This is a genomic window from Streptomyces sp. NPDC050416, from assembly GCF_044458845.1.
GTDB lineage: Bacteria > Actinomycetota > Actinomycetes > Streptomycetales > Streptomycetaceae > Streptomyces.
In genome coordinates this window covers 80479-101828 of record NZ_JBITII010000004.1, presented here as the reverse complement: position 1 = coordinate 101828, position 21350 = coordinate 80479, and the positions used below count along the sequence as shown (strand labels likewise).

Sequence of the window (21350 nt, the reverse complement as noted above, 5' to 3'; positions counted from 1 at the left end):
GTACACAGCACTCGCGTGACGGATGGGTGAGTTCCGCATGGCGGGCCCTCCCGTACGCTGCGGGCCCATGAATGCCAAGGAAAATGCGATCGCGGTGGTGACCGGGGCGGGCTCCGGCATCGGCCGGGCGGTCGCCGTGGAACTGCTCCGTGCCGGCTGGTCGGTGGCGCTGGCGGGACGGCGGGCCGAGACGCTGGAGGAGACGGCGGCCCTGGTGCCCGAGGGTGCGGCTCTCGCCGTACGGACGGACGTCTCACGGCCCGAGGACGTGACCGCCCTGTTCGCCGCCACCGTCGAGCGCTTCGGGCGGGTCGACCTGCTGTTCAACAACGCGGGCACCTTCGGGCCCGGCGGCGTGCCGGTCGAGGACCTGCCCTACGAGGCGTGGCGGCACGTGGTGGACACCAACCTCAACGGGGCGTTCCTGTGCGCGCAGGCGGCGTACCGGCAGATGAAGGAGCAGGAGCCGCAGGGCGGGCGGATCATCAACAACGGCTCGATCTCCGCGCACGCGCCCCGCCCGCACTCGGTGGCCTACACCGCGACCAAGCACGCGCTGACCGGTCTGACCAAGTCGCTGTCGCTGGACGGGCGGCCGTACCGGATCGCCGTCGGGCAGATCGACATCGGCAATGCGGCGACCGACATGACGGCCCGTATGCAGACGGGAGCCCTGCAAGCGAACGGGGAGGTCGCCCCGGAACCGGTCATGGACGTCGCCGACGTGGCCCGCACGGTCCGGCACATGGCGGAGCTGCCGCTGGAGGCGAATGTGCAGTTCGCGACCGTACTGGCCACGGCGATGCCGTACATCGGGCGCGGCTGATCCGGGGGCGGGGATTCGTCAACTCGTCAACCTGCACAAACGGAATACCAACGTCCGCCCTATTGCGGCCGGTCGGGCACTTATGCTCAAATCTCCTACACGAAAGCTTCACAGTTGGAGCAGAGAGCTTCCGTCGGCCACATCCAGGGGGGCGGCGGCAGTCGTTCCACGGCACCGGGTGGGGGTGGACCCTGCGTGGGACCGCGGGGTACGCACCGGTGCGCGTGGAACGACTGCCGCAAACGTCAAGGGCGGGTGCCGTACGGCTGGTGGGCGTCATTCGCGGTGCCGTCCCTTCGCGGGTCGGCGCGCCCCGCGCCGGCGCAGCGCCCAGGCCCCGCCCGCCAGGAGCGCGACCGCGGTGCCGGCGCCTTCCACCAGTCGCCCCGCCGAGGGTCCGCGCGCGTCCGTACCGGCGGCGGCGGTCCCGCGCCCGGGTGTCGGCTCCGGCCCGCGTCCCGCGCTCACCGGCTCGACCAGCGTGCCCACCGCCCGTGCCGAGGCACTTTGCGCGAAACCCCAGTCGAGCAGGGCGGCGGCCTCCTCGTAGACGGAGTCAATCCGGTCGGCGGGGTGCATGACGGTGACGAGCAGGGTGCGCCCGGCCCGTGTGGCGGCGCCGGTGAAGGTGTTGCCGGCGTGGGTCGTGTAGCCGTTCTTCACACCGATCAGCCCCGGATACGCCCGCAGGCCCCACGCCCCGCCCAGCAGCCGGTCGGTGTTCTGGATCTGGAACGTCTTCCCGCCCCCGGCCGGGAAGTCGGCCGTTCTCGTACGGCAGTAGGCGCGGAAGCCGGGGTCGCGTAGTCCGTACCGGGCGAAGAGCGTCAGGTCGTACGCCGAGGACAGCTGCCCCGGGTGGTCGTAGCCGTCCGGGCTGACCACGTGCGTGTCCAGGGCCTGGAGTTCCCGCGCCTTGGCCCGCATGTCGGCGACGGTCCTCGCCACACCGCCGTTCATATGAGCGAGGACGTGCACGGCGTCGTTCCCCGAGCGCAGGAAGACGCCCTGCCAGAGCTCGCCGACGGTGTACGTGGTCCCGGCCCGGATGCCGACGAGGCTGGAGCCCGCCGGGATGCCGGCGAGGTCGGCGGCGGTGACGGTGTGCCGGGTGCCGGGCGGGAACCGGTCGAGCACCGTGTCGGCGAACAGCATCTTCAGCGTGGACGCGGGCGGCAGCCGCCGGTGCGCCCGGTAGGCGGCCAGCACCTCGCCGCTGTCCTGGTCGGCGACCAGCCAGGACCGGGCGGTGAGCCTCGCGGGCAGTCCGGTGGTGCTGCCCGCCTGCACCGCGTCGCCGCCGAGGCGGTCGCCGCCGAGCACGGGCCCGGAGGCCCGGGCCGGTGCGGCGGCGGCCACCGGGGCGGCCACGGCCAGGGCGAGTACGGAACGTCTGGACAGCCGGGCGGAGTCACACATCCCGCGACGTTACGAAGCGGAACCGCCTCGGCGTGCACGGAACGTCCAAAGACTCGCCCAAGGTCCCGCAAGGATCACGGCTGCTCGGCTCGAGCCCGGACATCGCCCAGCCCGGCGCTGGGGCGGTCACCGCCCGAGCAGCCGGTCGACCTCGGCCAGCTGCGCGCCGGTCAGTGCCCCCTTCTCCAGCGCCGCCGCGTTCTCCTCCGCCTGGGCGACCGAACGGAAGCCCGGGATGGGAACGGTGCGCGGGCTGCGCGCCCACAACCAGGCCAGGGCGCCCTGGCCGAGCGTGCGGCCCTCACTGGTGAGGACGTCCCTGACGGCGTCGATGCGGGCGAGCCACTCGGGGTCGGCGCCGGACCCGTCACCGAACCCCTGGAGCCAGGCCGGGGGCCTGCTGCGGATGTCACCGGCCTCCAACGGCTGCCGGGCCCGGCGTTTGCCGGTGAGCAGCCCCATGGCGAGCGGACTGCGGTTGATGCTCGCCAGGCCCGCCTCCTCGCATAGCCGGATCATCGCGGGCGCGTCCTGGAGCACGTTGAGCGTGTGCTGGACGGCGGCGCAGTGCGGCCCGTCGGCGAACACGGCGGCGCGTGCGGGGTCGTCGGTGCTCCAGGCATACGCCCGTATGAGCCCCTCGCGGACCAGTTCCTCGCACGCGTCCCGGAGCACGGCGGCCTGCTCGGTGTCCGCGTCGGAGAGATGGAACTGGTAGAGATCGACGTAGTCGGTGCCGAGCCGGTCCAGGGACGCGGTCAGAGCGCGGCGCAGATAGGCCGGGGAGGCGTCGCCGCCGGTGCGGGTGCGGGTGTCCTCGTCGAACACGTTGCCCCACTTGGTGGCGACGACCGTCTCGGCCCGGCGCTTGCCGAGGGCCCGGCCGAGGACGCGTTCGCTGTGTCCGGCGCCGTAGGTGTCGGCGGTGTCGAAGAAGGTGACGCCCAGGTCGAGGGCGCGCCGCACCGCCCGCACCGACTCCTCGTCGTCGACCTTGCCCCAGCCGAGCGGCTGCCCGTCCGTGTCCTGCCATTCCCCGCCGATCGCCCAGCAGCCGAAGCCGAGGGCGCTCACCTCGATGCCGCTGCGTCCGAGCGGCCGTGTGGTTTCCATGACCGGGAGGCTAGGAGTTGGAGCGCACGCGAACACAAGGCCCTGGCGGGGGTGGTTTTTTCAGGCCTGGCCGGTCTCGAAGCGGGAGATCCTGCCGTCGTCGTCCAGGGTGAAGGTCCACCGGGTGCGCATCTCGCCCCAGGTGTCGTTGCTGTAGCGGGCGATGATGGCGCGGCCGCCGTTGGACTCGTTGTCGACCTCCAGGTGGCCGTGGGAGGAGAAGATCTCCCGGTCGATCCAGTCGGCGAGGTCGCGGTCGGAGCCGTCGTCCGCCATGGTCGCGCCCGGCGCGAGAAGCGCCATGAAGGCCTCGCGGTCGCGGTTGTTCACGGCGGTCACGAAGGCGCGGACGGCCGGGTCGCTGAGACGTGTGGTCTGAATCGTCATGCCAGTCAGCCTCGTACCGGCCACCGGACCACGCCACCGGTGCCACCCGAACGGCGTCCCGGGCGAGTCCGCCGGGTGTCGGGGGGTGTCAGGGGTGCGACGGTGGAAACGCGACGGGGAGTGTTCTGTTCCTGCTGTCTGCTCCGGGAGACGACGTGAGGCGTTACGACCGACGTGATCTGGGCCTGCTGCTGCTCCGGCTGGGGACGGGCGGTGTGCTGGCCGCGCACGGCACGCAGAAGCTGTTCGGCTGGTTCGGCGGGCACGGCATCGAGGGGACCGGCCAGTTCATGGAGTCCGTCGGCTACGTCCCCGGCAAGGCGAGCGCGACGGCGGCGGGCCTCGCCGAGACCGGCGGCGGCACGCTGCTGGCCCTGGGTCTCGCCACACCGGCGGCCGGGGCCGCGGCGGCCGGTGCGATGGCGGGCGCGGCGGCGGTGCACACGCCGAACGGCTTCTTCAACCAGAGCGGCGGCTACGAGTACGCGGCGACACTGGGCCTCACCGCCGCGGGCCTCGCCGTCACCGGCCCGGGCCGGCTCTCCCTGGACCACGCGCTCGGGCACGCCGTGAACCGGGGCTGGATGATCCCGGCGGCGTTCGCGGCGACGGCGGCGGGGACGGCGCTGATCGTGGGGGCGCGGGCCCGGCGGCTGCGGAAGGCCAAGGAGGGCGAGCAGGACGCGCTGTTCGAAGAGGAGTTCATGGAGTAGCAGCGGCAGGGGGCGCTGTCAGACCCTCGTGGCAGGCTGCCGCCCATGAGTGATCACACGCCGCCCGAGCCCGACCTGTGGGCCACCATCGACACCCTGTCCGAGTGGCTCGACACCCACCGCCCGGCCGAGGGCCGCGAGGGCGTGCTCCTGCGCATCCTGAAACTGTCCGAGGAGGTCGGCGAGGTCTCCGAGGCGGTCATCGGCGCGACCGGCCAGAACCCGCGCAAGGGCGTGACGCACACGTGGGACGACGTGCAGGCGGAGCTGTGCGACGTCGCCATCACGGCACTGATGGCGCTGCGGACACTGACACCCGAGGCGCGGGAGGTGTTCGGGCGGCATCTGGAGCGGGTGCGGGAGCGGTCACTGGCCTCGGCAACGGGCTGATCCGAGACGGAGCTGCCTTCACAGCGCGTCCACCGCGCTCACCTTCCACCCGTCCCCCGTGCGGTCCATCGTCATCCGCACCCGGTTCTGGTCCACTCGGGCCCCCGACACCTGGGTGCTCTCCGTGACCTGGTTGACGAAGAGCAGGACCACGACCTTGTCGGGGGAGGCCGAGACGACGGAGGCGGCCGGGGCGCCGCCGGAGCCGGGGGCGGCGACCGTGGCCTTCACCACGCCGTGGTACTTCTCGGCCGTCGGGGCGACCACGGTCTTCGTGGTCTTGCCGTACTCGTCGCGGAAGTCGCCGGTCAGGTGGGCGCGGGCCCGGGAGAAGTCCTTGTCCAGGCGGCGGTAGTCGTACGACAGGACGACCGGCGCCGCCTTTCGCGCGGCTGCGAGCGCCTCGGTCCGGGCGGTCTCCGTCTGGCTGCCCTCGCGGTACTGCCATGCCAGGGCGGCGAGCGCGACCAGGCCGACGACGAGCAGGGCGGCCAGGAGCAAGGTGAGCGGCCTCCGACGGCCGCGGGGGGCGAGGTCGCTCCGGTCTTGCGGCCCGTCCTCCTCGAACGACTGCGGAGACGGCTCCGGCGGGTCGTCCCAGCCGTCCTTCGGGGCCTCGACGAGGACGGTGCGTCCGGCGCGTGGCCGCTCGGCCCGGTGCCGGGACTCCTCGTCGCCGTCCGTCGCCGCGCCCGCCTCACGGTGGCCGCGCTCCGCGCGCTTCGCCGCCGCGCGGGCGGCCGCCGTCATGGTGCGGCGGGTGCCGGGGCCGGGGGCGCGGCCGGTGGTCGTCTTCGGCATGGTGGTACTCCTCGTGCTCCTCGTCGGTGCTTGTAGGCGCTTTTCGGTCGGCGGATCGGCCCGTGGGTCAGCCGACGAACTCGACGTCGGAGGTCAGCCAGCGGCCGTCCTTGTGCACGAGCTCGAGCTGGAGCCGGTACGTGCGCGCCTCCCCCTCGGGCGCGGCGGTGTTGGTCACCTTGCTGTCGGCGACCACCAGCACACGGGCCGAGTCCTCGTCGGAGCGGACGATGCCCGCCTCCAGGACCTGGCCCTGCGACACGGACTTGTTCTGGGCCACCAGTTTCGTCAACTGGTCCGTCTGCGCCGTGAACTGCTTCTTGAACTCGCCCGTCGCGCCCGCCAGTACGTTCGTGCTGTCGCGGTCGTAGTGCCGGTAGTCGAGGGAGGTGAAGTTCAGCGCCGACTGGCGGGCGGCGGCCAGGATGCCCTGGCGTCGCTGGTCCGCCTCGCGCTGCTGGTAGAGGCCGAAGGCCAGCCAGAGCGCCAGTGCTGTGGTGACGACGGTCGCCGCGACGAGCCCTGCCGTCATCACTCCGGGGCGCACCGGCCTCAGGCCACGGGGCCAACGAGCAGCCATTGCCACGACTCCTTTCCGAACACGGCCTGCTGGCCGCCCGTCGAGCCGATCTCGACGTTGTTTCCGTCCGGGCCGGTGGTGGTACCGGTCTCCGGGTCGTAGGGGGTGACGTACGCCGCCTGGTTCGCGCCGCCGTCGGGGGTCGACGCGCCCGGGGCGTTCTGCGCGCCCCGTACCGACGACTGGCTGCCGCGCGGGAGCGTGCAGCGGGCGTCGGTGTTCGCCTCGCGTGTACTGGTGTCCGCGGGGTCGCGGCGTGTCGTGCCGTACCCCTGGGTGCAGGACGGCGGGTCGTCGGCGTTCAGCACCAGGCCGAAGTGGGTGGTGCCGTCGCCCGGGACGACCGTGTAACTGCCCGCGACCATCAGCGGGAAGGTGACCAGGGCCTGCTCGACGCCGGGGAGACGGGCCAGCGTGACCTGGCCGCCGCTGATCAGGTTGGCCAGCAGGACCGACAGCTGCGGGCCGGTCGACTTCAGCAGCGCGTTCAGCTCCTCCGCCGCCGGCCGCGCGTTGCCGATCAGCTTGCGCAGGTCCCCGTCGCTGGCCTTCAACTGGGCCGAGAGCGCCGCCAGATCGCGCGCGAACGACTTGATCGACGAGCCCTGGTCGGCCTGTGTCTTGAGGACCTTGCGTGAGTCCTCGATCAGGGCGATCGTCTCCGGCAGCGCCTCGGACGCCGACTCGACCAGGGTGTTGCCCGAGTCCACCAGGCGGCTCAGGTTCGGGCCGGTGCCGGCGAACGCCTTGCCCAACTCGTCGACCGTGACGCCCAGGTCGTCCTTGCCGACGGAGTTCACCAGGCGGTCCAGGCTGAGGACCATGTCCGTCGTCGACAGCGGCACCCGCGTGCTCCCGCGCGGGATCGTGCTGCCGTCCAGCAGGTACGGGCCGCGGGAGGTGCGGGGCTGGAGGTCGACGTACTGCTCGCCCACCGCCGAACGGTTCGCCACCACGGCCAGCGTGTCCGCCGGGATGCGCGGCGCCCCGTCCTCGATGTCGAGCGTGACCGAGACGCCGTCCGGACCGGCCAGGTGCAGGTCGCCGACCTTGCCCACCGGCACCCCGCGGTAGGTGACCTCTGCGCCGGGGAAGACGCCCCCGGAGTCGGCGAAGTCGGCCCGCACTGTGTAGCCGCGGTCCAGGACCTCGTCCACCAGGCCCGTGTACTCGGCGCCGACGTAGGACACCCCCACGGCGGTGAGGGCGGTGAAGGCGATCAGTTGCGCCTTGACCGTACGGGTGATCACGGTTGGACCCCCTTCAGCAGCAGCTCGGCGAGTTCGAGGTTGATCCCCTCGGGCCAGTCGCCCCGGGTGCGGTGGCCGCCGGAGCCGTATCCGGCGGTGCACACCGGCGGGCACAGCGGGTCGTCGCCGCCCGAGGGGGCCGACGGGGCCGACGGCACGGTCGGACCGCTCGGCAGCGCGGTGGGCTTCGGCACGTCCGGCAGATCCGGGGCTTCCGGGAGATCCGGTACGTCCGGCAGGTCCGGGGGCTCGGGAAGCTCCGGCACCGGAGTGCCCCCGCCGTTCCCGCCGCCCGGCTCGTCCGTCAGGTTGCCGTAGATCCCGGGCAGGTCGAGGTCCGCCGTGATGTGCAGGTTGACGTAGTCGCCCTTGATGGCGTCCACCACGTTGCGCGGGAACGGGTACGTCGTCAGCAGCTCCAGGGAGTTGGGCAGGTCGCTGCCCGCCTTGTTGAGCTGTCGCAGGATCGGCCGCAGCCGCTTGAGGTTGGCGACCGTGTCGTCGTGGGAGGCGTTGACCACCTTGGTGCCGGTCCTGCCCAGCTTGGACAGGGCGGTGAGCATCCTCGTCAGGTCGCGGCGCTGGTCGGCCAGGACCTTCAGGGCGGGTGGCATGGTGTCGACGGCCTCGGCGATCGTCGTTTTCTCCTTGCCCAGCCGTTTGGCCAGCCGGTCCACGGCCTTGAGCGCGCGGACGATGTCCCGGCGCTGGTCGTCCAGGCCGCCGATGAAGGTGTCGAGCTCCTTGAGCAGGGACTTCACCCGGTTCTCCCGGCCCTCCAGGGCCTTGTTCAGCTCCGTGGTGATCGTTTTGAGCTGGGCCACGCCACCGCCGTTGAGCAGGGCGGACAGCGCGGACAGCACCTCTTCGACCTCCGGGTTGCGGCCGCTGCGGGACAGGGGGATCACATCGCCGTCACGGAGCCGGCCGACCGGCGTGCCTTCCTGCGGCGGGGCCAGCGCCACGTACTTCTCGCCGAGCATGCTGGTCTGCCGCAGCCCGGCCACGGCGTTGGCGGGCAGCTTCACCGAGTCGGCGACCCGGAGGCGGACCCTCGCGTGCCAGCCCGCCAGCTCCACCTTCTCCACCGCGCCCACGGTGACGTTGTCGACCTTGACCGCCGACTGCGGGACCAGGTCGAGGACGTCGCGGAACTCGACGGTGACGTGGTAGGCGTTGCCGTCGGCGGCGGCTCCGCCGGGGAGCGGGACGTCGTACCAGCCGTTGAACTCGCAGCCGGACAGCAGCAGCGTCCCGACGGCCGCCCAGGCGACGGCCCCGCTCTTGCGCGGTGGCCTCATGCGCGTGCCCCCAGGATTCCGCCGAGGGTGCGGTCGACCGTGCCGGTGGCCGCGGTGCCCTTGGGTACTTCGGGCAGGGAGTCGAAGAGGTCCCTCAGGTCCTTGCAGTCGGTCTTCTCCCCGGTTGTCTTCAGGATCGTGCACAGCAGGGAGGCCGGATCCTGCGGGTGGTCGGGGTTGTTGCGGGTGTCGAGGGTGCCGGCGGAGGGGTTGTAGGCGTTGTTCAGGTTCGACATGCCCGTCGGCGCGACCTCCAGCAGCTCTTCCAGCGCCGCCCGTTGAGTGACGAGCACCTTGGTCACCTTGCTCAGGCCCTCCACGTTCGACGTCAGCGACTTCTTGTTCTTCTTCACGAACGCGGACACGTCACCGAGGGCCGTGCCGAGGTGTTTCAGCGCTGCCGCCAGGTCCTTGCGCTCGCCCGCGAGTTGCTCGGCGACCTTGGCGAGGCTGCTGTTGAACGACCGCACGCTCTTGTCGTCCGCCGCCAGCGCCGCCGTGAACACCTGGAGGTTGCGGACCGTGCCGAACAGGTCCGTACGGCCGTCGGAGAGAGTCGTGACCGCCTCCGAGAGGTCCTCGACCGTCCGGTGGAGGTTCTTCCCCTGGCCGTCGAGGTTGTCGGCGCTGACGCCGAGCAGCCGTGACAGGGCGCCGTCCTTGTTGGCGCCCTCGGGGCCGAGCGCCTCGGCCGTGGTGTGCAGGCTGTCGAAGACGCGGTCCAGTTCGACCGGTACGGCCGTGCGCGACTCGGGGATCTCGTCGCCGTCCCGCAGCACCGGACCGCTCCGGTACACCGGTAGCAGTTGCACGTAACGGTCGCTCACCACCGAGGAGTTGATGATCGCGGCCTGCGCGTCCGCCGGGACCTTGCGGTCCGCGTCGTACTCCAGCTCCACCCGTACCCGGCCGCCCTCCGGCGTGATCTTCCTGACCTCGCCGATCCGCACGCCCAGCACGCGCACGTCCGAGCCGGGGTAGATGCCGACGGTGCGGGGGAAGTACGCCGTGACGCGGGCCGGCTCGGTCCGCGGCCACAGGACGTAGGTGAGCGCGGCGACCAGGGCCAGGACGGTCAGCAGGGCCAGGCTCTTCTTCCGACGGTTGCTCACCGCGCGCCTCCCGTCCGCGTCCGCGGCACGACCGGTGCGGCGACCAGGTTCTGGACGTAGGAGTCGAACCAGCGGCCGTTGCCGAGGGTGTTGGTGAAGACCCGTACGTAGGGGGCCAGGAGCTTGATGCTCCGCTCCAGGCCGGCTTGGTTGCGTTCGAGCATCTTCACCACGGTGTTGAGGCCCTTGAGCGCGGGCCCGATCTCCTTCTCGTTGTCCTGGACCAGGCCGGAGAGCTGGATGCCGAGCGCGGCGGAGGTCTTCAGCAGCTTGTGGATCGCCGCCCGCCGCTTGCTGATCTCCTTGAACAGCTTGTCGCCGTCCTCGACCAGGGCTGTGAAGTCGCCCGACCGGTCGGCGAGTACGCCCGTCACGCCGTTCGCGTGGTCGAGGAGCTCCTGGAGGGCCTTGTCGCGCGAGGCCACCGTCCGGGAGATCTTCGACAGGCCCTTGATGGACGCCCGTACCTCGTGCGGTGAGTCCTCGAAGGTGGTGGAGATGGTGTCCAGCGCCTTGGCCAGCCGGTCGGTGTCGACCTTCTCCGTCGTGGTGGTGAGATCGCTGAACGCCTGCACGACGTCGTACGCGGGGACGGTCCGCCTCAGCGGGATCTCGCTGCCGGGCTCCAGCCGGCCCCGTCCCTTGGGGTGCAGGGCGAGGTACTTCGCGCCGAGGATCGTCTTGACCCGGATCGACGCGCCCGTCTCGGTGCCGAACGCCGGCTCGTCCTTGATCTTGAAAGTGACCTTGACGTGGTCGCCGTCCAGGTCGACCTCCTCGACCTTGCCGACCTTGACCCCGGCGATCCGCACCTCGTCGCCCGGCTTGAGACCGCCCGCCTCCGCGAAGGCGGCGCTGTACGTCTCGCCGTCGCCGATCACCGGCAGGCGGTCGGCGTTGAAGGCGGCCACGGTCAGCAGCGCGAGGACGGTGAGTCCGACGGCGCCGATGATGATGGGATTGCGCTCACGGAAGGGGCCCAGGCGCGGGCGGCGCAGCCGTATCCTCGGCAGCTTCGGCGGGTCGACACGGACCTTGACCAGCGGCTGCGGACGCGGCTTGCGGCGCGGCAGGAGCCGTACCTTCGGCAGCCGTACTCTCGGCAGCTTCGGCGGGTCGATGCGCACCTTGACGAGCGGCTCCGGGCGGCGTTTGCGGCTCATGCCCCACACCTCGCCCTCGCCACGTGCATCTCGGGCGTGAGCACCTGCTTCGTCTTCGGCAGCACGATCCGGCCGTCGAAGTCGCACAGGTAGAAGTTGAACCACGAGCCGTAGGACGCCGTCCCCGTCAGCTCGCCCAGCTTGTTCGGCAGCCTCTTCAGCACGCCCTCCACGGTCTTCTCGTTGTCGTTCAGCGTCCCGGTGAGGTCGGTCAGCTCCGCGATGTCGTCCTTGAGTGGCGGGCGCGCGTCCTTCAGCAGGCCCGAGGTGGCCTCCGTCAGATCGCCGATGCTCACCAGCGACTCCCCGATGGGCTTGCGGTCGGCGGACAGGCCCGAGATGACCCGGCGCAGCTGCTTGAGCAGTCCGGAGAAGCGGGCGCCACGCTTGTCGAGCGTCTTCAGCACGGTGTTGAGGTTGTCGATCACCGAGCCGATCAGCTTGTCGCGGCCGGCCAGCGTCGTGGTGAGCGACGCCGTGTGCGTCAGCAGGCTGTTGACGGTGCCGCCTTCGCCCTGAAGGGTCTTGATGATCTCGGTGGCGAGCTGGTTGACGTCCTTCGGGCTGAGCGCGGCGAACAGTGGCTTGAAGCCGTTCAGCAGCGCGTTCAGGTCGAGGGCGGGCTGGGTGCGCGCGAGCGGTATCGTGCCGCCGGGGCGCAGCCGGGTGCCGTCGCCGGCGCCCTCGGTCAGCGCGACGTAGCGCTGTCCGACCAGGTTGCGGTAGCGGATGACGGCGCCCGTGCTGGTGAGCAGGGGCCGGTCCTCGCTGACGGTGAAGGTGACCTCGGCCAGCGTCCGGTCCTTGATCCGGATGCCCGCGACCTCGCCGACCCGCACTCCGGCCACCCGGATGTCGTCGCCCTCCTCCAGGCCGGTGACGTCGCTGAAGACCGCGCGGTACTCGTGCTCGGGGGTGAAGGAGATGTTCACGATGGTGGCGGCGAGCAGGGCCGTCGCCACCAGCGTCACGAGCGCGAAGAGACTGAACTTGATCAGCGGGGCGGCGGTTTGCCGGGCCCTCGTGGTGCTCATGCGACGCTCACCGCCGTCCCGCGCGCCATCGGCCCGAACAGCAGCGTCGCGACCGGCGGCACCTCGTCCGCGGGCACGCCCAGCACGGGCGCCACGAGCGAGCCGACGGCCCGCTGCTCGGCCCGGGTGGCGGAGACGCCGAGCGGACGGCCCGAGGACGAACCCGGCTTCTTGGAACCGTCGTCGAGGTGGGCGCCGGGCGCCGGCACCGGAGGATGCGGCAGATCACGGCAGTCGGGGCCGGACCGCTCGCCGTAGCGCGGTTCCTCCCCCGGTTCGTACGCGCCCTGCGGCCGTACGACCTCCAGCGTGATGTGCATCTTTCCGCCCCGGAACGCCTCCTCGGACGCCTTCTCCTGCCGGACCAGGCCGGCCAGCAGGCAGGGGTACTGGGGTGAGTAGCGGGCGAACAGCTCCAGCGTGGGGCGGGAGACCCGGCCGAGGGTGATCAGCCGGTCGCCGTTGGCGTCGAGGAAGTCCTCGGCGGTGCCCGCGACGGTCGCCGTGGTCGTCAGCGCCGCCGCCAGCCGGTCCTTCTCCTCGACGATCGTGCGGCTGGTGGTGACGGTGTTGCGCAGGATCTCCATCAGGTCGGGCGCGGCGTCGCCGTAGATCTCGGCGACGTCGGCGAAGCGTGCGATGTCCTCTTTCAGGGACGGCAGGTGGGGATTGAGGCGGCGCAGGTAGGCCTCCACTCGCGTGAGGTTGTCGCCGATCCGGTCGCCGCGTCCCTCCAGGGCGGTGGCGAACGCGGAGAGCGTGGCGTTGAGCTTGCCGGGCTGGACCGTCCGCAGCAGGGGCAGCAGGTCGTTCATCAGCTGCTGGACCTCGATGCCGACGCGGGTGCGGTCCTGGGTGATGACGTCACCGGCGCGGATGGGCCGGGCCGATGAGCCGCTTGGTGCGACCAGGTCGACGTACTTCTCGCCGAACAGCGTCTTGGGCAGCAGGCGCGCGTGTACGTCGGACGGGATGTGGGCGACGTGCTCCGGCTTGAGCGCGATGTCGAGCGTCGCCTTCGTCCCGTCGGCCCGCACCTCGCGCACCTCGCCGACCAGCAGCCCGCGCAGCTTGACGTCGGCGCGCGGATCGAGCTGGTTGCCGAGGCTGTCGGCCTCCAGCGTGATCCGCACGACCGGCGTGAACGCCTGCCGGTAGACGGCGACGGACAGGGACAGCAGCAGTGCGAGCACGGCGATGAAGACGACGCCGTACAACCGCAGTCTCAGCACCCTCATACGGCGGCTCACCCCGCGATCCGTACGGTCGTGCTGGCGCCCCAGATCGCCAGCGACAGGAAGAAGTCCAGGACGTTGATCGCCACGATCGAGGTCCGCACCGCACGGCCCACCGCGACGCCGACGCCCGCCGGGCCGCCGCTCGCGTAGTAGCCGTAGAAGCAGTGCACAAGGATGATCAGGACGGCGAAGACCAGCACCTTCCCGAAGGACCACAGCACGTCCACCGGGGGCAGGTACTGCTGGAAGTAGTGGTCGTAGGTGCCCGTGGACTGCCCGTAGTAGCCGGTGGTGATGGTGCGGGCGGCCAGGTACGAGGAGAGCAGGCCGATCACGTACAGCGGGACGACGGCCACGAACCCGGCGATCATCCGGGTCGTTACGAGGAACGGCAGCGAGGGCACGCCCATGACCTCCAGCGCGTCGGTCTCCTCGCTGATCCGCATCGCGCCGAGCTGAGCGGTGAACCCGGCGCCGACGGTCGCGGAGAGCGCGAGCCCGGCCACCAGCGGGGCGATCTCACGGGTGTTGAAGTACGCCGAGAGGAAGGCGACGAAGTTGGAGGTGCCGAGCTGGTTCAGGGCCGCGTATCCCTGCAGCCCGACCTCCGTGCCGGTGAAGAACGACAGGAAGGCGATCACGCCGACCGTGCCGCCCACGACGGCGAGCGCGCCCCGGCCGAAGCTCACCTCGGCGAGCAGCCGCAGGATCTCCTTCTTGTAGCGGCGCAGGGTGCGGCCGGTCCAGGCCAGCGAGCGCCCGTAGAAGGACAGCTGGGCTCCCAGCTCCTCCAGGCCTTTCAACAGCGCCATGCCTCAGCCCCTCTGGGGAACGACTTGGAAGTACACGGCGGTCATCACGAAGTTCGTCACGAACAGCAACATGAAGGTGATCACCACCGACTGGTTCACCGCGTCGCCCACACCCTTGGGCCCGCCCTTCGCGGTCAGCCCCTTGTAGGAGGCGACGATCCCGGCGATCGCGCCGAAGACGAGTGCCTTGACCTCGGCCGCCCACAGGTCGGAGAGCTGGGCGAGCGTGGTGAAGGAGGCCAGGTAGGCACCCGGGGTACCGTTCTGGAGAACGACGTTGAAGAAGTAGCCGCCCGCCACGCCGACCACCGACACCAGGCCGTTGAGCAGCACCGCCACCAGCATCGACGCCAGCACGCGGGGGACGACGAGCCGGTGGATGGGGTCGATGCCCAGCACCTGCATCGCGTCGATCTCGTCGCGGATCTTCCGCGCTCCGAGGTCGGCGCAGATCGCCGTGCCGCCGGCGCCCGCGATCAGCAGCGCGGTGACGATCGGCGAGGCCTCGCGCAGCACGGCGAGCACGGAGGCGGCCCCGGAGAAGGACTGGGCGCCCAACTGCCGGGTGAGGCTGCCGATCTGGAGCGCGATGACCGCCCCGAACGGGATGGAGACCAGGGCCGTCGGCAGGATGGTGACGCTCGCGACGAACCATGTCTGCTGGATGAACTCCCGTGCCTGGAAAGGCCGTCGGGGGATCGTCCGGACGACGTCCAGCGCCATCGCGAAGAGGCTGCCCGAGTGCCGCAGCGCTCCGGTTGGAGACAGGCTCATGCGTCGGCCACCGCCTTCTGGTGCAGCGCGGCCTCGCGCCGGGCGATGGCCTCCCAGCGGGGTGGCCGGGCGATGCCCGGCCCCGGCAGCAGGCGGGGAGCCGGCTCCTGAACGCCCCCGCTGTCGTCGAGCTGCGCGAGCTCCTGCTCGACCTGCGCCGCGTCCTTCTCCTCCGCCATGCCGATCGGGCCCTGCATCCGGCCGTTCAGGAACTGCCGTACGACGGGCTCGTCGCTGGCCAGCAGCTCCTCGCGCGGCCCGAACATCACCAGCTCCCGGCGGAACAGCAGCCCGATGTTGTCCGGCACCTGGCGGGCCGAGGCGATGTCGTGCGTGACGATCAGGAAGGTCGCGTCGATCTGGGCGTTGAGGTCGACGATGAGCTGGTTGAGGTAGGCGACCCGGACCGGGTCGAGACCTGAGTCGGGCTCGTCGAAGAGGATGATCTCGGGGTCGAGCACGAGCGCCCGGGCGAGCCCCGCCCGCTTCCTCATCCCGCCGGAGATCTCACCGGGCAGCTTCCCCTCCGCCCCGATCAGCCCGACCATGTCCATCTTCTCCAGCACGATGCGCCGGATGTCGCTCTCGGACTTACGGGTGTGCTCGCGCAGCGGGAAGGCGATGTTGTCGTACAGGTTCATCGAGCCGAACAGCGCACCGTCCTGGAACAGCACGCCGAAGAGCTTGCGCACCTCGTACAGGTCGTGCTCGCGGAGCTTGGTGATGTCCCGGCCCTGGATCGTGATGGAGCCGCGCTCCGGCTTGAGCAGGCCGACGAGCGTCTTGAGGAACACCGACTTGCCCGTGCCGGAGGGGCCGAGCATGACGGAGACCTCCCCGGCGGGCAGCGTCAGTGAGACGTCCTGCCAGATGACCTGGTGACCGAAGGACTTGGTCAGCCCTTCCACACAGATCTCGACACCCATACGGTCCGCCCTTCAGCCCGTGGAGCAGCCCCAGCAGCTCTGACATCTGCTCTACGGGGAGGGGTGGGGGGTCCGTCGCTCGGGGGGTGGATTTTTTTCGAGTGGGTTCCGGGCGGGTTTCCCGGCGGGACGCCGGGCGGGGTTCCCGGCGGGATACCGGCGGGACGCCGGGCGGGACGCCCGGCGGGATACCGGGCGGGATTCCCGGCGGGATACCGGGCGGGATTCCCGGCGGGACGCCCGGCGGGATACCGGGCGGGATTCCCGGCGGGACGCCCGGCGGGATACCGGGCGGGACGCCCGGCGGGACGCCCGGCGGGGTACCGGGCGGGATTCCGGGCGCTACGGAAGCGGGCTCGGCGTGGGCACGGGGAGCGAGGCGGACGGTGTGGTGGGGGCTTCCGGAGCCTCCGGAGTTTCCGGGACCGCCGTGCCCGTCGGCACGGCGGAAGGATCCACCGGCAGGTCGGGGACATCAGGTATCGGGACGTCGGGCACCTGCGGGACCTCCGGCGCGGACAGGACGGGCAGCGGTGACACCGGGACCTCCGGAACGCCCGGAACGCCCGGAACGTCCGGGACCTCCGGCAGCGACGGCACCGACGGCACGGACAGCGGGAGGAACGATTCGCCGGAGGGGGACACGGCCGCTCCGCGCTCGGCTGCCGCAGCTGTGGGGCCCTTCCCCCGCGGCGTACGATCCCCGCCACCGCCACCCGGCCGAACCGCCTCCGCACCCGGCGAGGCGACCGCGGTCCGAGGCGCCGCGCCACCCTCACCCCCGCCTCCACCGCCGTCGAGGGTGTACGGCAGCACGAACCCCGCCACCGCCAGGGACGCCGCCGTCGAGGCGACCGCCACGGCCTGTCCCCTGCCGACTCCGCGCGGCCGCCCCCAGCCGATCAGGAACAGCGCGAACCCGAGCGTGGCGGCCAGCGACTGCCGCAGCGTCCGCCGGGCCCGGGCCAGCAGCGACTCGACGGTCCGGTAGCTCAGCCCCATCCGGACGGCGACCTGGCCGACGTCCAGATCCTCCGACTTCAGTCGCAGCGCCTCGGCCTGCCGGGCGGGCAGCTCACCACTGCGCACCGCCAGCCACTTCGCCTCGGCCCGGTCGCACACGGCCTCCTCGACGGGCACCGGGCCGGGGGCGATGAGCGTCGGGCTGGTCCGCACCTCGGCCTCGCGGTTCACCTGCCGGTAGCGGTCGACGCACAGCCGCATCGTCACCGTCGTCAGCCAGGCCGCGAGCCGCTCCTCGTCCAGGTCGGGCCGCTCGGCGGCGCGCAGCATCGCCTCGTGCACCGCGTCCTCGGCGTCCTCGGCGCTCATCGACCTGCGCCGGGCCACCTTGAGCAGGTGCTCGCGATGGCTCCACATGCGCCGCCACCGCTCGTCGGCCGCGGTCACCACTGCAGGTGTCTCTGCAGGTGTCTCTGCGGGCATGTCCGCAGGCATGTCCGTCGCCATGAGGGCCCCTTCGCGCTCGCCCACCGGCCTCGTGCTGTCCGGCGGGTGGGGCGACATTACCGCCGAGTATCAGCGGTTGTGGAGGGGTCGGCGGTCATCGAGTCCGCGTTGTTACTGGTCAGTGGGGCGGCGCTGGGCAGCAGGTCGTCGCCGGGGAGCTCGATGTCCGGGTCGGGGACGGGGAGTTGCGGCTCCTCCGTCTCCGGGGGCTCGGTGGCCGGACGGGACGGGGTGGGGGCCGGTGAGGCGGGGGCCGACGACGGGCGGGACGGGATGGCGGTCGGACGGCCGGAAGGGGTGGGTGCGGCTTGCTCCGGCTTCGAGGGCGATCGTGACGGCTCGGAGCGCGCGGCGGAGGACCCGGCGGAGCGGTCCGGCACCACCCGGTGCCCTTCCAGGAAGTACGCGTACCAGGCCCGGACCGTGCGCAGATAGGCCGCCGAGTGGTTGTAGCCCAGGATCGCCCGGTCCAGCTCGGCGGGAACGGAGAGATCCCGTCCGCCCGCACACAGATACCGTCCGGCGGCGAGTGCCGCGTCGAAGACGTTGTTCGGATCCCTACGCCCGTCGCCGTTGCCGTCCGCGCCCCAGCGGGCCCAGGTCGAGGGGATGAACTGCATCGGCCCGACCGCGCGGTCGTACGCCGTGTCCCCGTCGTGGGCGCCGCCGTCGGTGTCCCGGATCAGCGCGAAGGCCGTGCCGTCCAGCCGCGGCCCGAGGATCGGCGCCACGGTCGTACCGTCCGACGTGACCCTGCCGCCCCGCGCCTGTCCCGACTCCACCTGTCCGATCGCCGCCAGCAGCTGCCAGCGCAGCCGGCACCCGGGCGCCTCACGCGCGAGCCGGTCCTCGGCCCGCCGATAGGCGGCGAACACACTCACCGGCAGCGCGCCGCCCACCTCTTCCTCCGCCGCCGCCTGGCCGCCCGCGCGCTTCCCCGGCCGCAGCGGCGGCAGCTCGGTCCGGTACGGCGCGTCGCCGGACACGCTGGGTCCGTCCGCGACGGATGCCTGACCGGCCGCCGGTACGGAGGCCCGCGCCGACACCGCCCCCGGCGCCTGCGACGCGCTGAGCGCCGCCATCGCCACCACTGCGGCCGCCGCACTTCTGACACGCCTGCCCTTGTGCCCTGCCACGTCCTGCTCCCCTCCCTGTGAGCTGTCTGTCGTCTGCTCTACGGGGGAGGGGGGCGGGTCCGTCGCGGGGCGCGTCGCTTTTGCGGATGCCGATGCTCTTCAGGGCCGCCGCGATCTCGCGGGAGCTGATCGCGGTGACGCGGCGCCGCTCGTCGCGCGGCGGCTGCTTGAGCATCTCGACCCGCTCATCGACGGTGTACACGCCGTTCCAGTCGTGGGTGGTCAGTCGTACTGGGAGGCGACGGCGATCACGGTGGCCGAAATTGGCTACCGACATTTTGGTGCTGCACTAGGTTGTTTCCCGCTGCGCACCTTCCCGGAGGGTACGTCGGCGGCGTTCAGGCGCCGGTCCTCGGCTGTGACTGACGAGTGGTTTCCACCGCGTGCCGCACGTGGTGTGAGTGCGGATGTCCGGTAGGGCCGTCCCTGCCATTCCCAGCTCACGCCAAGGAGTGGTTACCCATGAACCCCGTTGAGTACAAGCCTGCACGTCGTAACCGGCTTCGCGAGATTCTGGTCGACGTCGCCGTAGGTGTCGTCGCCAATCTCGTGGTGGCGGCCCTGACCGCGGCAGCGCGCCTGGTCCTCTGACCAGACATGTGGCGGGCCCGGAGAGCCCGCCACTCCGCGTCAGTGCCGGCACCCGTCAGAACAGACGCAGATCGGATCCCTCCGAGCCCGGCGTGTTCCGGTTCCTGCGGCGGCGCTTTCCTCTCCGGGGCCGGGGCAGGTGCGGTACGCGCGCTTCCCTCGGCAGGTTCTCCCAGGTGGGGCGCAGTCCGTGGAGATGGACCTCGCCAACGAGTTCCTTCAGGTAGGTCCGGGTCTCCTCGTCCGTGGAGTAGAGCACCGTCGCACGGCTCGCCCGAGTCATCAGCACGTGGTAGGCATGCCGGACCAGTCGGGCGAATTCCCCGTCGTCCACACTGCCGGCCTTCACCTTCGGGTCGAACGACCCCGGCGTGGCGACGCGCTTGATTCCCGTTTCCGGCTCCTCATGCTCCTTGCCCCGCTGGAACACCCACTGGCCGTCGCGGCGCACCATGTCCTCACCCATGATCACACCGCACCAGTCCCATTCGAGACCCTGCGCCGTATACACACAGCCGATCTGGTCGAGACCGTTCTTGTGCACCGACCAGATCTTCGACGGTGGCGCGTCGTTCTCGCAGAAGCTGTCGCTGTCCGCGTTCCACGGCCTGTGCCAGTCGCCGATGCGGATGTCGGCTTCCAGTCGCTTCCCCTCGCCGAGAGGCTTCGTCCAGGGCCAGCAGTAGCCGGCGACCATGCGCGCGGACGCGCCGGCCAGGGCTTCGCTGCGGATGATGCGTTCGAGTTCATGCGGGGTGTCCGCCACCTCCACGTGCATCAGTCCGTCCGGTGTCCACTGCCCCGGTGCGTCGTCCGTCACCCCGAGCACGGCGCGCACCCAGCGGATGTAGGCGTCGCTGCCACCACACCGGAACTGCTCCCGAAGGCCGTAGCGCACGAGTCGGGCGTTGCGTCGCCTGGCCGCGTCCTCGATCAGGCCGACGGTGCCGACCTCGTTCGGTCGCACGGACTGCCCCTCGTCCAGGAAGAAAACCGTCAGCCGGGACGCATCGAGCAACTCGTCCACCTGGGGCTGGGTGCCCTGCTGCTCGGGCTTCCAGAAACGGTTCGTCGAACGGTCCCGGATACGGTGCGCCTCGTCGCAAATCAGCGCGTCCAGAGGCGGATCCGGCGGGGTGACGAAACTGCTGAAGTAGGTGAAGGTCTCGCGGAACTCCCGGTCTCCGTAGCCGACATGTTCCTGAATGGCGCCATTGAAGGCCCGGCTGCCGCTGGCGTACTTGACTGTCCGGCCTCGAGCTTCCAACTCCGCCTTGATCTGCAGTCCGATGGCGCTCTTGCCGGTCCCGGCGCCACCTGTCACCAGGAAGACCACGCGCCGCTCGTCGGGGACGAGGGCTGGATTCAAGGGGTCGGGGAGGACCTTGGAGGCCGTGTCCAAGATCTGGTCGGCGACCTCCTTCTGCCGCCCGCGCAGGGTGAACACGGTGTCCTCTCCGCGCGACCAGATCATGGCGTCGAGCAAGGGCGTGTTGCGTAGCCCCATGCTCCGCATGAGTACTTCGGCCGCAGAGGCGCCACCTTCCTCGGCGAAGTTCTCGCGGAGGTCGGACAATAGCTTCTCTCGCCCGTCATTGGTGTACACACGGGCGTAGGAGCCGGTCGGCATGTCGATGTCGATCAGGGGCCGTACGGACTCGTCCGTGGCGTTGTGCAGGTAGGCGAAGCCGCCGCATTCGAAGTCGAGTCCGCTCAGCGGCCCGCCGGTGCCCGTAAAAGCCTCGTAGTACTCGCGCAACTGCAGTGCCGGGTGCTTCTTCCTGCCCATCCCCGGTACGTGCACGAGATCAGCGGTCGCCTGCTCCACCCTGGTCACCATCGACCAGCGCTTCAGTTCGACGAGTTGCACGGACAACTGACGCCGGTGCGGATGATGGCCCACGAGAACGACATCGATGCGCCGGGGGCCGTCCGGGCGGTCAGTCTCGCTGAGGGTGGCAGCACACTCGACGATCATCTCCACGTTCCCGCGACCGGCGGCGACCAGGTCGCTGGCGAGGCTCACCAGGCTCTCCGCCCAAGCGAAACGCTCCGTCAGCGACGCATCCGCTCCCCGAAAATGCCGCCACCTGGCGGCTAGATGCGGCACCATGCGGCGTCTTGAGTTCAAGGTGAGCAGATCCTGCGCCGCCAGCTTCAGCAGGAGCATGGACACGAGGTGGTTCCCCCAGGGCACGAATGACTCGTGCGGATGGGGGCGTGTCCTCGTAAGGAAGCCCGTCGGGCCGCAATTGGTACCGATGATCTTAAGGAGGCGGTGGCCTACAGGGGGAGCGACAGAGCGGCTGTCGGC

Annotated in this window: 21 protein-coding genes; 4 read left to right on the top strand and 17 right to left on the bottom strand. The window is 71.1% G+C overall.

What is annotated here, in order from left to right:
* Nucleotides 1-67 precede the first annotated feature (67 nt).
* Nucleotides 68-826 (top strand): SDR family oxidoreductase, encoded by a 759-nt coding sequence (locus ACIBL4_RS13745; protein WP_399409546.1) that lies wholly within the window; start codon nt 68-70, stop codon nt 824-826.
* A gap of 276 nt (nt 827-1102) precedes the next feature.
* Here the strand turns inward: ACIBL4_RS13745 and ACIBL4_RS13740 are convergent, their stop codons facing one another.
* The 3 genes from ACIBL4_RS13740 to ACIBL4_RS13730 all read right to left on the bottom strand — a co-directional run bounded on the left by ACIBL4_RS13740 (nt 1103) and on the right by ACIBL4_RS13730 (nt 3745).
* Nucleotides 1103-2245 (bottom strand): D-alanyl-D-alanine carboxypeptidase family protein, encoded by a 1143-nt coding sequence (locus tag ACIBL4_RS13740; protein WP_399409544.1) that lies wholly within the window; start codon nt 2243-2245, stop codon nt 1103-1105.
* Nucleotides 2246-2371: 126 nt separating this feature from the next.
* Entirely contained in the window at nt 2372-3358 is a 987-nt protein-coding gene (locus tag ACIBL4_RS13735; RefSeq protein WP_399409542.1) for an aldo/keto reductase, read from the bottom strand.
* A 60-nt stretch (nt 3359-3418) separates the two neighbouring features.
* Nucleotides 3419-3745: a nuclear transport factor 2 family protein gene (locus ACIBL4_RS13730; protein WP_399409540.1), complete on the bottom strand. Its 327-nt coding sequence runs from the start codon at nt 3743-3745 to the stop codon at nt 3419-3421.
* Between the two features lie 155 nt (nt 3746-3900).
* On the opposite strand from ACIBL4_RS13730, the gene ACIBL4_RS13725 reads away from it, so the two are divergent.
* Both ACIBL4_RS13725 and ACIBL4_RS13720 read left to right on the top strand, forming a co-directional pair.
* A complete protein-coding gene (locus tag ACIBL4_RS13725) occupies nt 3901-4458 on the top strand; it encodes a DoxX family protein (RefSeq protein WP_399409538.1) in 558 nt (185 codons plus the stop codon).
* A 45-nt stretch (nt 4459-4503) separates the two neighbouring features.
* The gene (locus ACIBL4_RS13720) at nt 4504-4848 is read left to right on the top strand and encodes a MazG-like family protein (protein ID WP_399409536.1); all 345 of its coding nucleotides are present in this window, start codon (nt 4504-4506) and stop codon (nt 4846-4848) included.
* A gap of 18 nt (nt 4849-4866) precedes the next feature.
* Here ACIBL4_RS13720 and ACIBL4_RS13715 read toward each other — a convergent pair whose 3' ends face one another.
* The 13 genes from ACIBL4_RS13715 to ACIBL4_RS13655 form a co-directional block, all read right to left on the bottom strand.
* Complete coding sequence (locus tag ACIBL4_RS13715; RefSeq protein WP_399409534.1) at nt 4867-5649, bottom strand: hypothetical protein; 783 nt, start codon at nt 5647-5649, stop codon at nt 4867-4869.
* A gap of 67 nt (nt 5650-5716) precedes the next feature.
* Nucleotides 5717-6181: a hypothetical protein gene (locus tag ACIBL4_RS13710; protein ID WP_399409532.1), complete on the bottom strand. Its 465-nt coding sequence runs from the start codon at nt 6179-6181 to the stop codon at nt 5717-5719.
* Nucleotides 6182-6201: 20 nt separating this feature from the next.
* Nucleotides 6202-7479, bottom strand: coding sequence for an MCE family protein (locus tag ACIBL4_RS13705; RefSeq protein WP_399409530.1), 1278 nt, complete (start codon nt 7477-7479; stop codon nt 6202-6204).
* Complete coding sequence (locus ACIBL4_RS13700; RefSeq protein WP_399409528.1) at nt 7476-8780, bottom strand: MCE family protein; 1305 nt, start codon at nt 8778-8780, stop codon at nt 7476-7478. Before ACIBL4_RS13700 ends, ACIBL4_RS13705 begins: the two co-directional genes overlap by 4 nt.
* Nucleotides 8777-9892: an MCE family protein gene (locus tag ACIBL4_RS13695; RefSeq protein WP_399409526.1), complete on the bottom strand. Its 1116-nt coding sequence runs from the start codon at nt 9890-9892 to the stop codon at nt 8777-8779. The genes ACIBL4_RS13700 and ACIBL4_RS13695 overlap by 4 nt, the downstream gene beginning before the upstream one ends.
* Complete coding sequence (locus tag ACIBL4_RS13690; RefSeq protein WP_399409524.1) at nt 9889-11055, bottom strand: MCE family protein; 1167 nt, start codon at nt 11053-11055, stop codon at nt 9889-9891. The genes ACIBL4_RS13695 and ACIBL4_RS13690 overlap by 4 nt, the downstream gene beginning before the upstream one ends.
* Entirely contained in the window at nt 11052-12089 is a 1038-nt protein-coding gene (locus tag ACIBL4_RS13685; protein ID WP_399409522.1) for an MCE family protein, read from the bottom strand. Before ACIBL4_RS13685 ends, ACIBL4_RS13690 begins: the two co-directional genes overlap by 4 nt.
* Nucleotides 12086-13327: an MCE family protein gene (locus ACIBL4_RS13680; protein ID WP_399409520.1), complete on the bottom strand. Its 1242-nt coding sequence runs from the start codon at nt 13325-13327 to the stop codon at nt 12086-12088. Before ACIBL4_RS13680 ends, ACIBL4_RS13685 begins: the two co-directional genes overlap by 4 nt.
* 8 nt (nt 13328-13335) lie before the next feature.
* Nucleotides 13336-14139 carry an ABC transporter permease gene (locus tag ACIBL4_RS13675; protein ID WP_104783858.1) on the bottom strand — a complete coding sequence of 268 codons (804 nt, stop codon included), beginning with the start codon at nt 14137-14139 and terminating at the stop codon, nt 13336-13338.
* Nucleotides 14140-14142: 3 nt separating this feature from the next.
* On the bottom strand, nt 14143-14913 hold the full coding sequence (locus tag ACIBL4_RS13670; protein WP_356924281.1) for an ABC transporter permease: 771 nt from the start codon (nt 14911-14913) through the stop codon (nt 14143-14145).
* Entirely contained in the window at nt 14910-15839 is a 930-nt protein-coding gene (locus ACIBL4_RS13665; protein WP_399409517.1) for an ABC transporter ATP-binding protein, read from the bottom strand. Before ACIBL4_RS13665 ends, ACIBL4_RS13670 begins: the two co-directional genes overlap by 4 nt.
* Before the next feature lie 342 nt (nt 15840-16181).
* Nucleotides 16182-17249: a sigma-70 family RNA polymerase sigma factor gene (locus ACIBL4_RS13660; protein ID WP_399409515.1), complete on the bottom strand. Its 1068-nt coding sequence runs from the start codon at nt 17247-17249 to the stop codon at nt 16182-16184.
* A gap of 116 nt (nt 17250-17365) precedes the next feature.
* Entirely contained in the window at nt 17366-18391 is a 1026-nt protein-coding gene (locus ACIBL4_RS13655) for a lytic transglycosylase domain-containing protein (protein ID WP_399410564.1), read from the bottom strand.
* Nucleotides 18392-18907: 516 nt separating this feature from the next.
* On the opposite strand from ACIBL4_RS13655, the gene ACIBL4_RS13650 reads away from it, so the two are divergent.
* Nucleotides 18908-19036 (top strand): DUF6408 family protein, encoded by a 129-nt coding sequence (locus tag ACIBL4_RS13650; protein WP_307174844.1) that lies wholly within the window; start codon nt 18908-18910, stop codon nt 19034-19036.
* 55 nt (nt 19037-19091) lie between these two features.
* On the opposite strand, the gene ACIBL4_RS13645 is transcribed toward ACIBL4_RS13650, so the two are convergent.
* Nucleotides 19092-21206 (bottom strand): DUF2075 domain-containing protein, encoded by a 2115-nt coding sequence (locus ACIBL4_RS13645; protein ID WP_399409513.1) that lies wholly within the window; start codon nt 21204-21206, stop codon nt 19092-19094.
* Between the last annotated feature and the right edge of the window lie 144 nt (nt 21207-21350).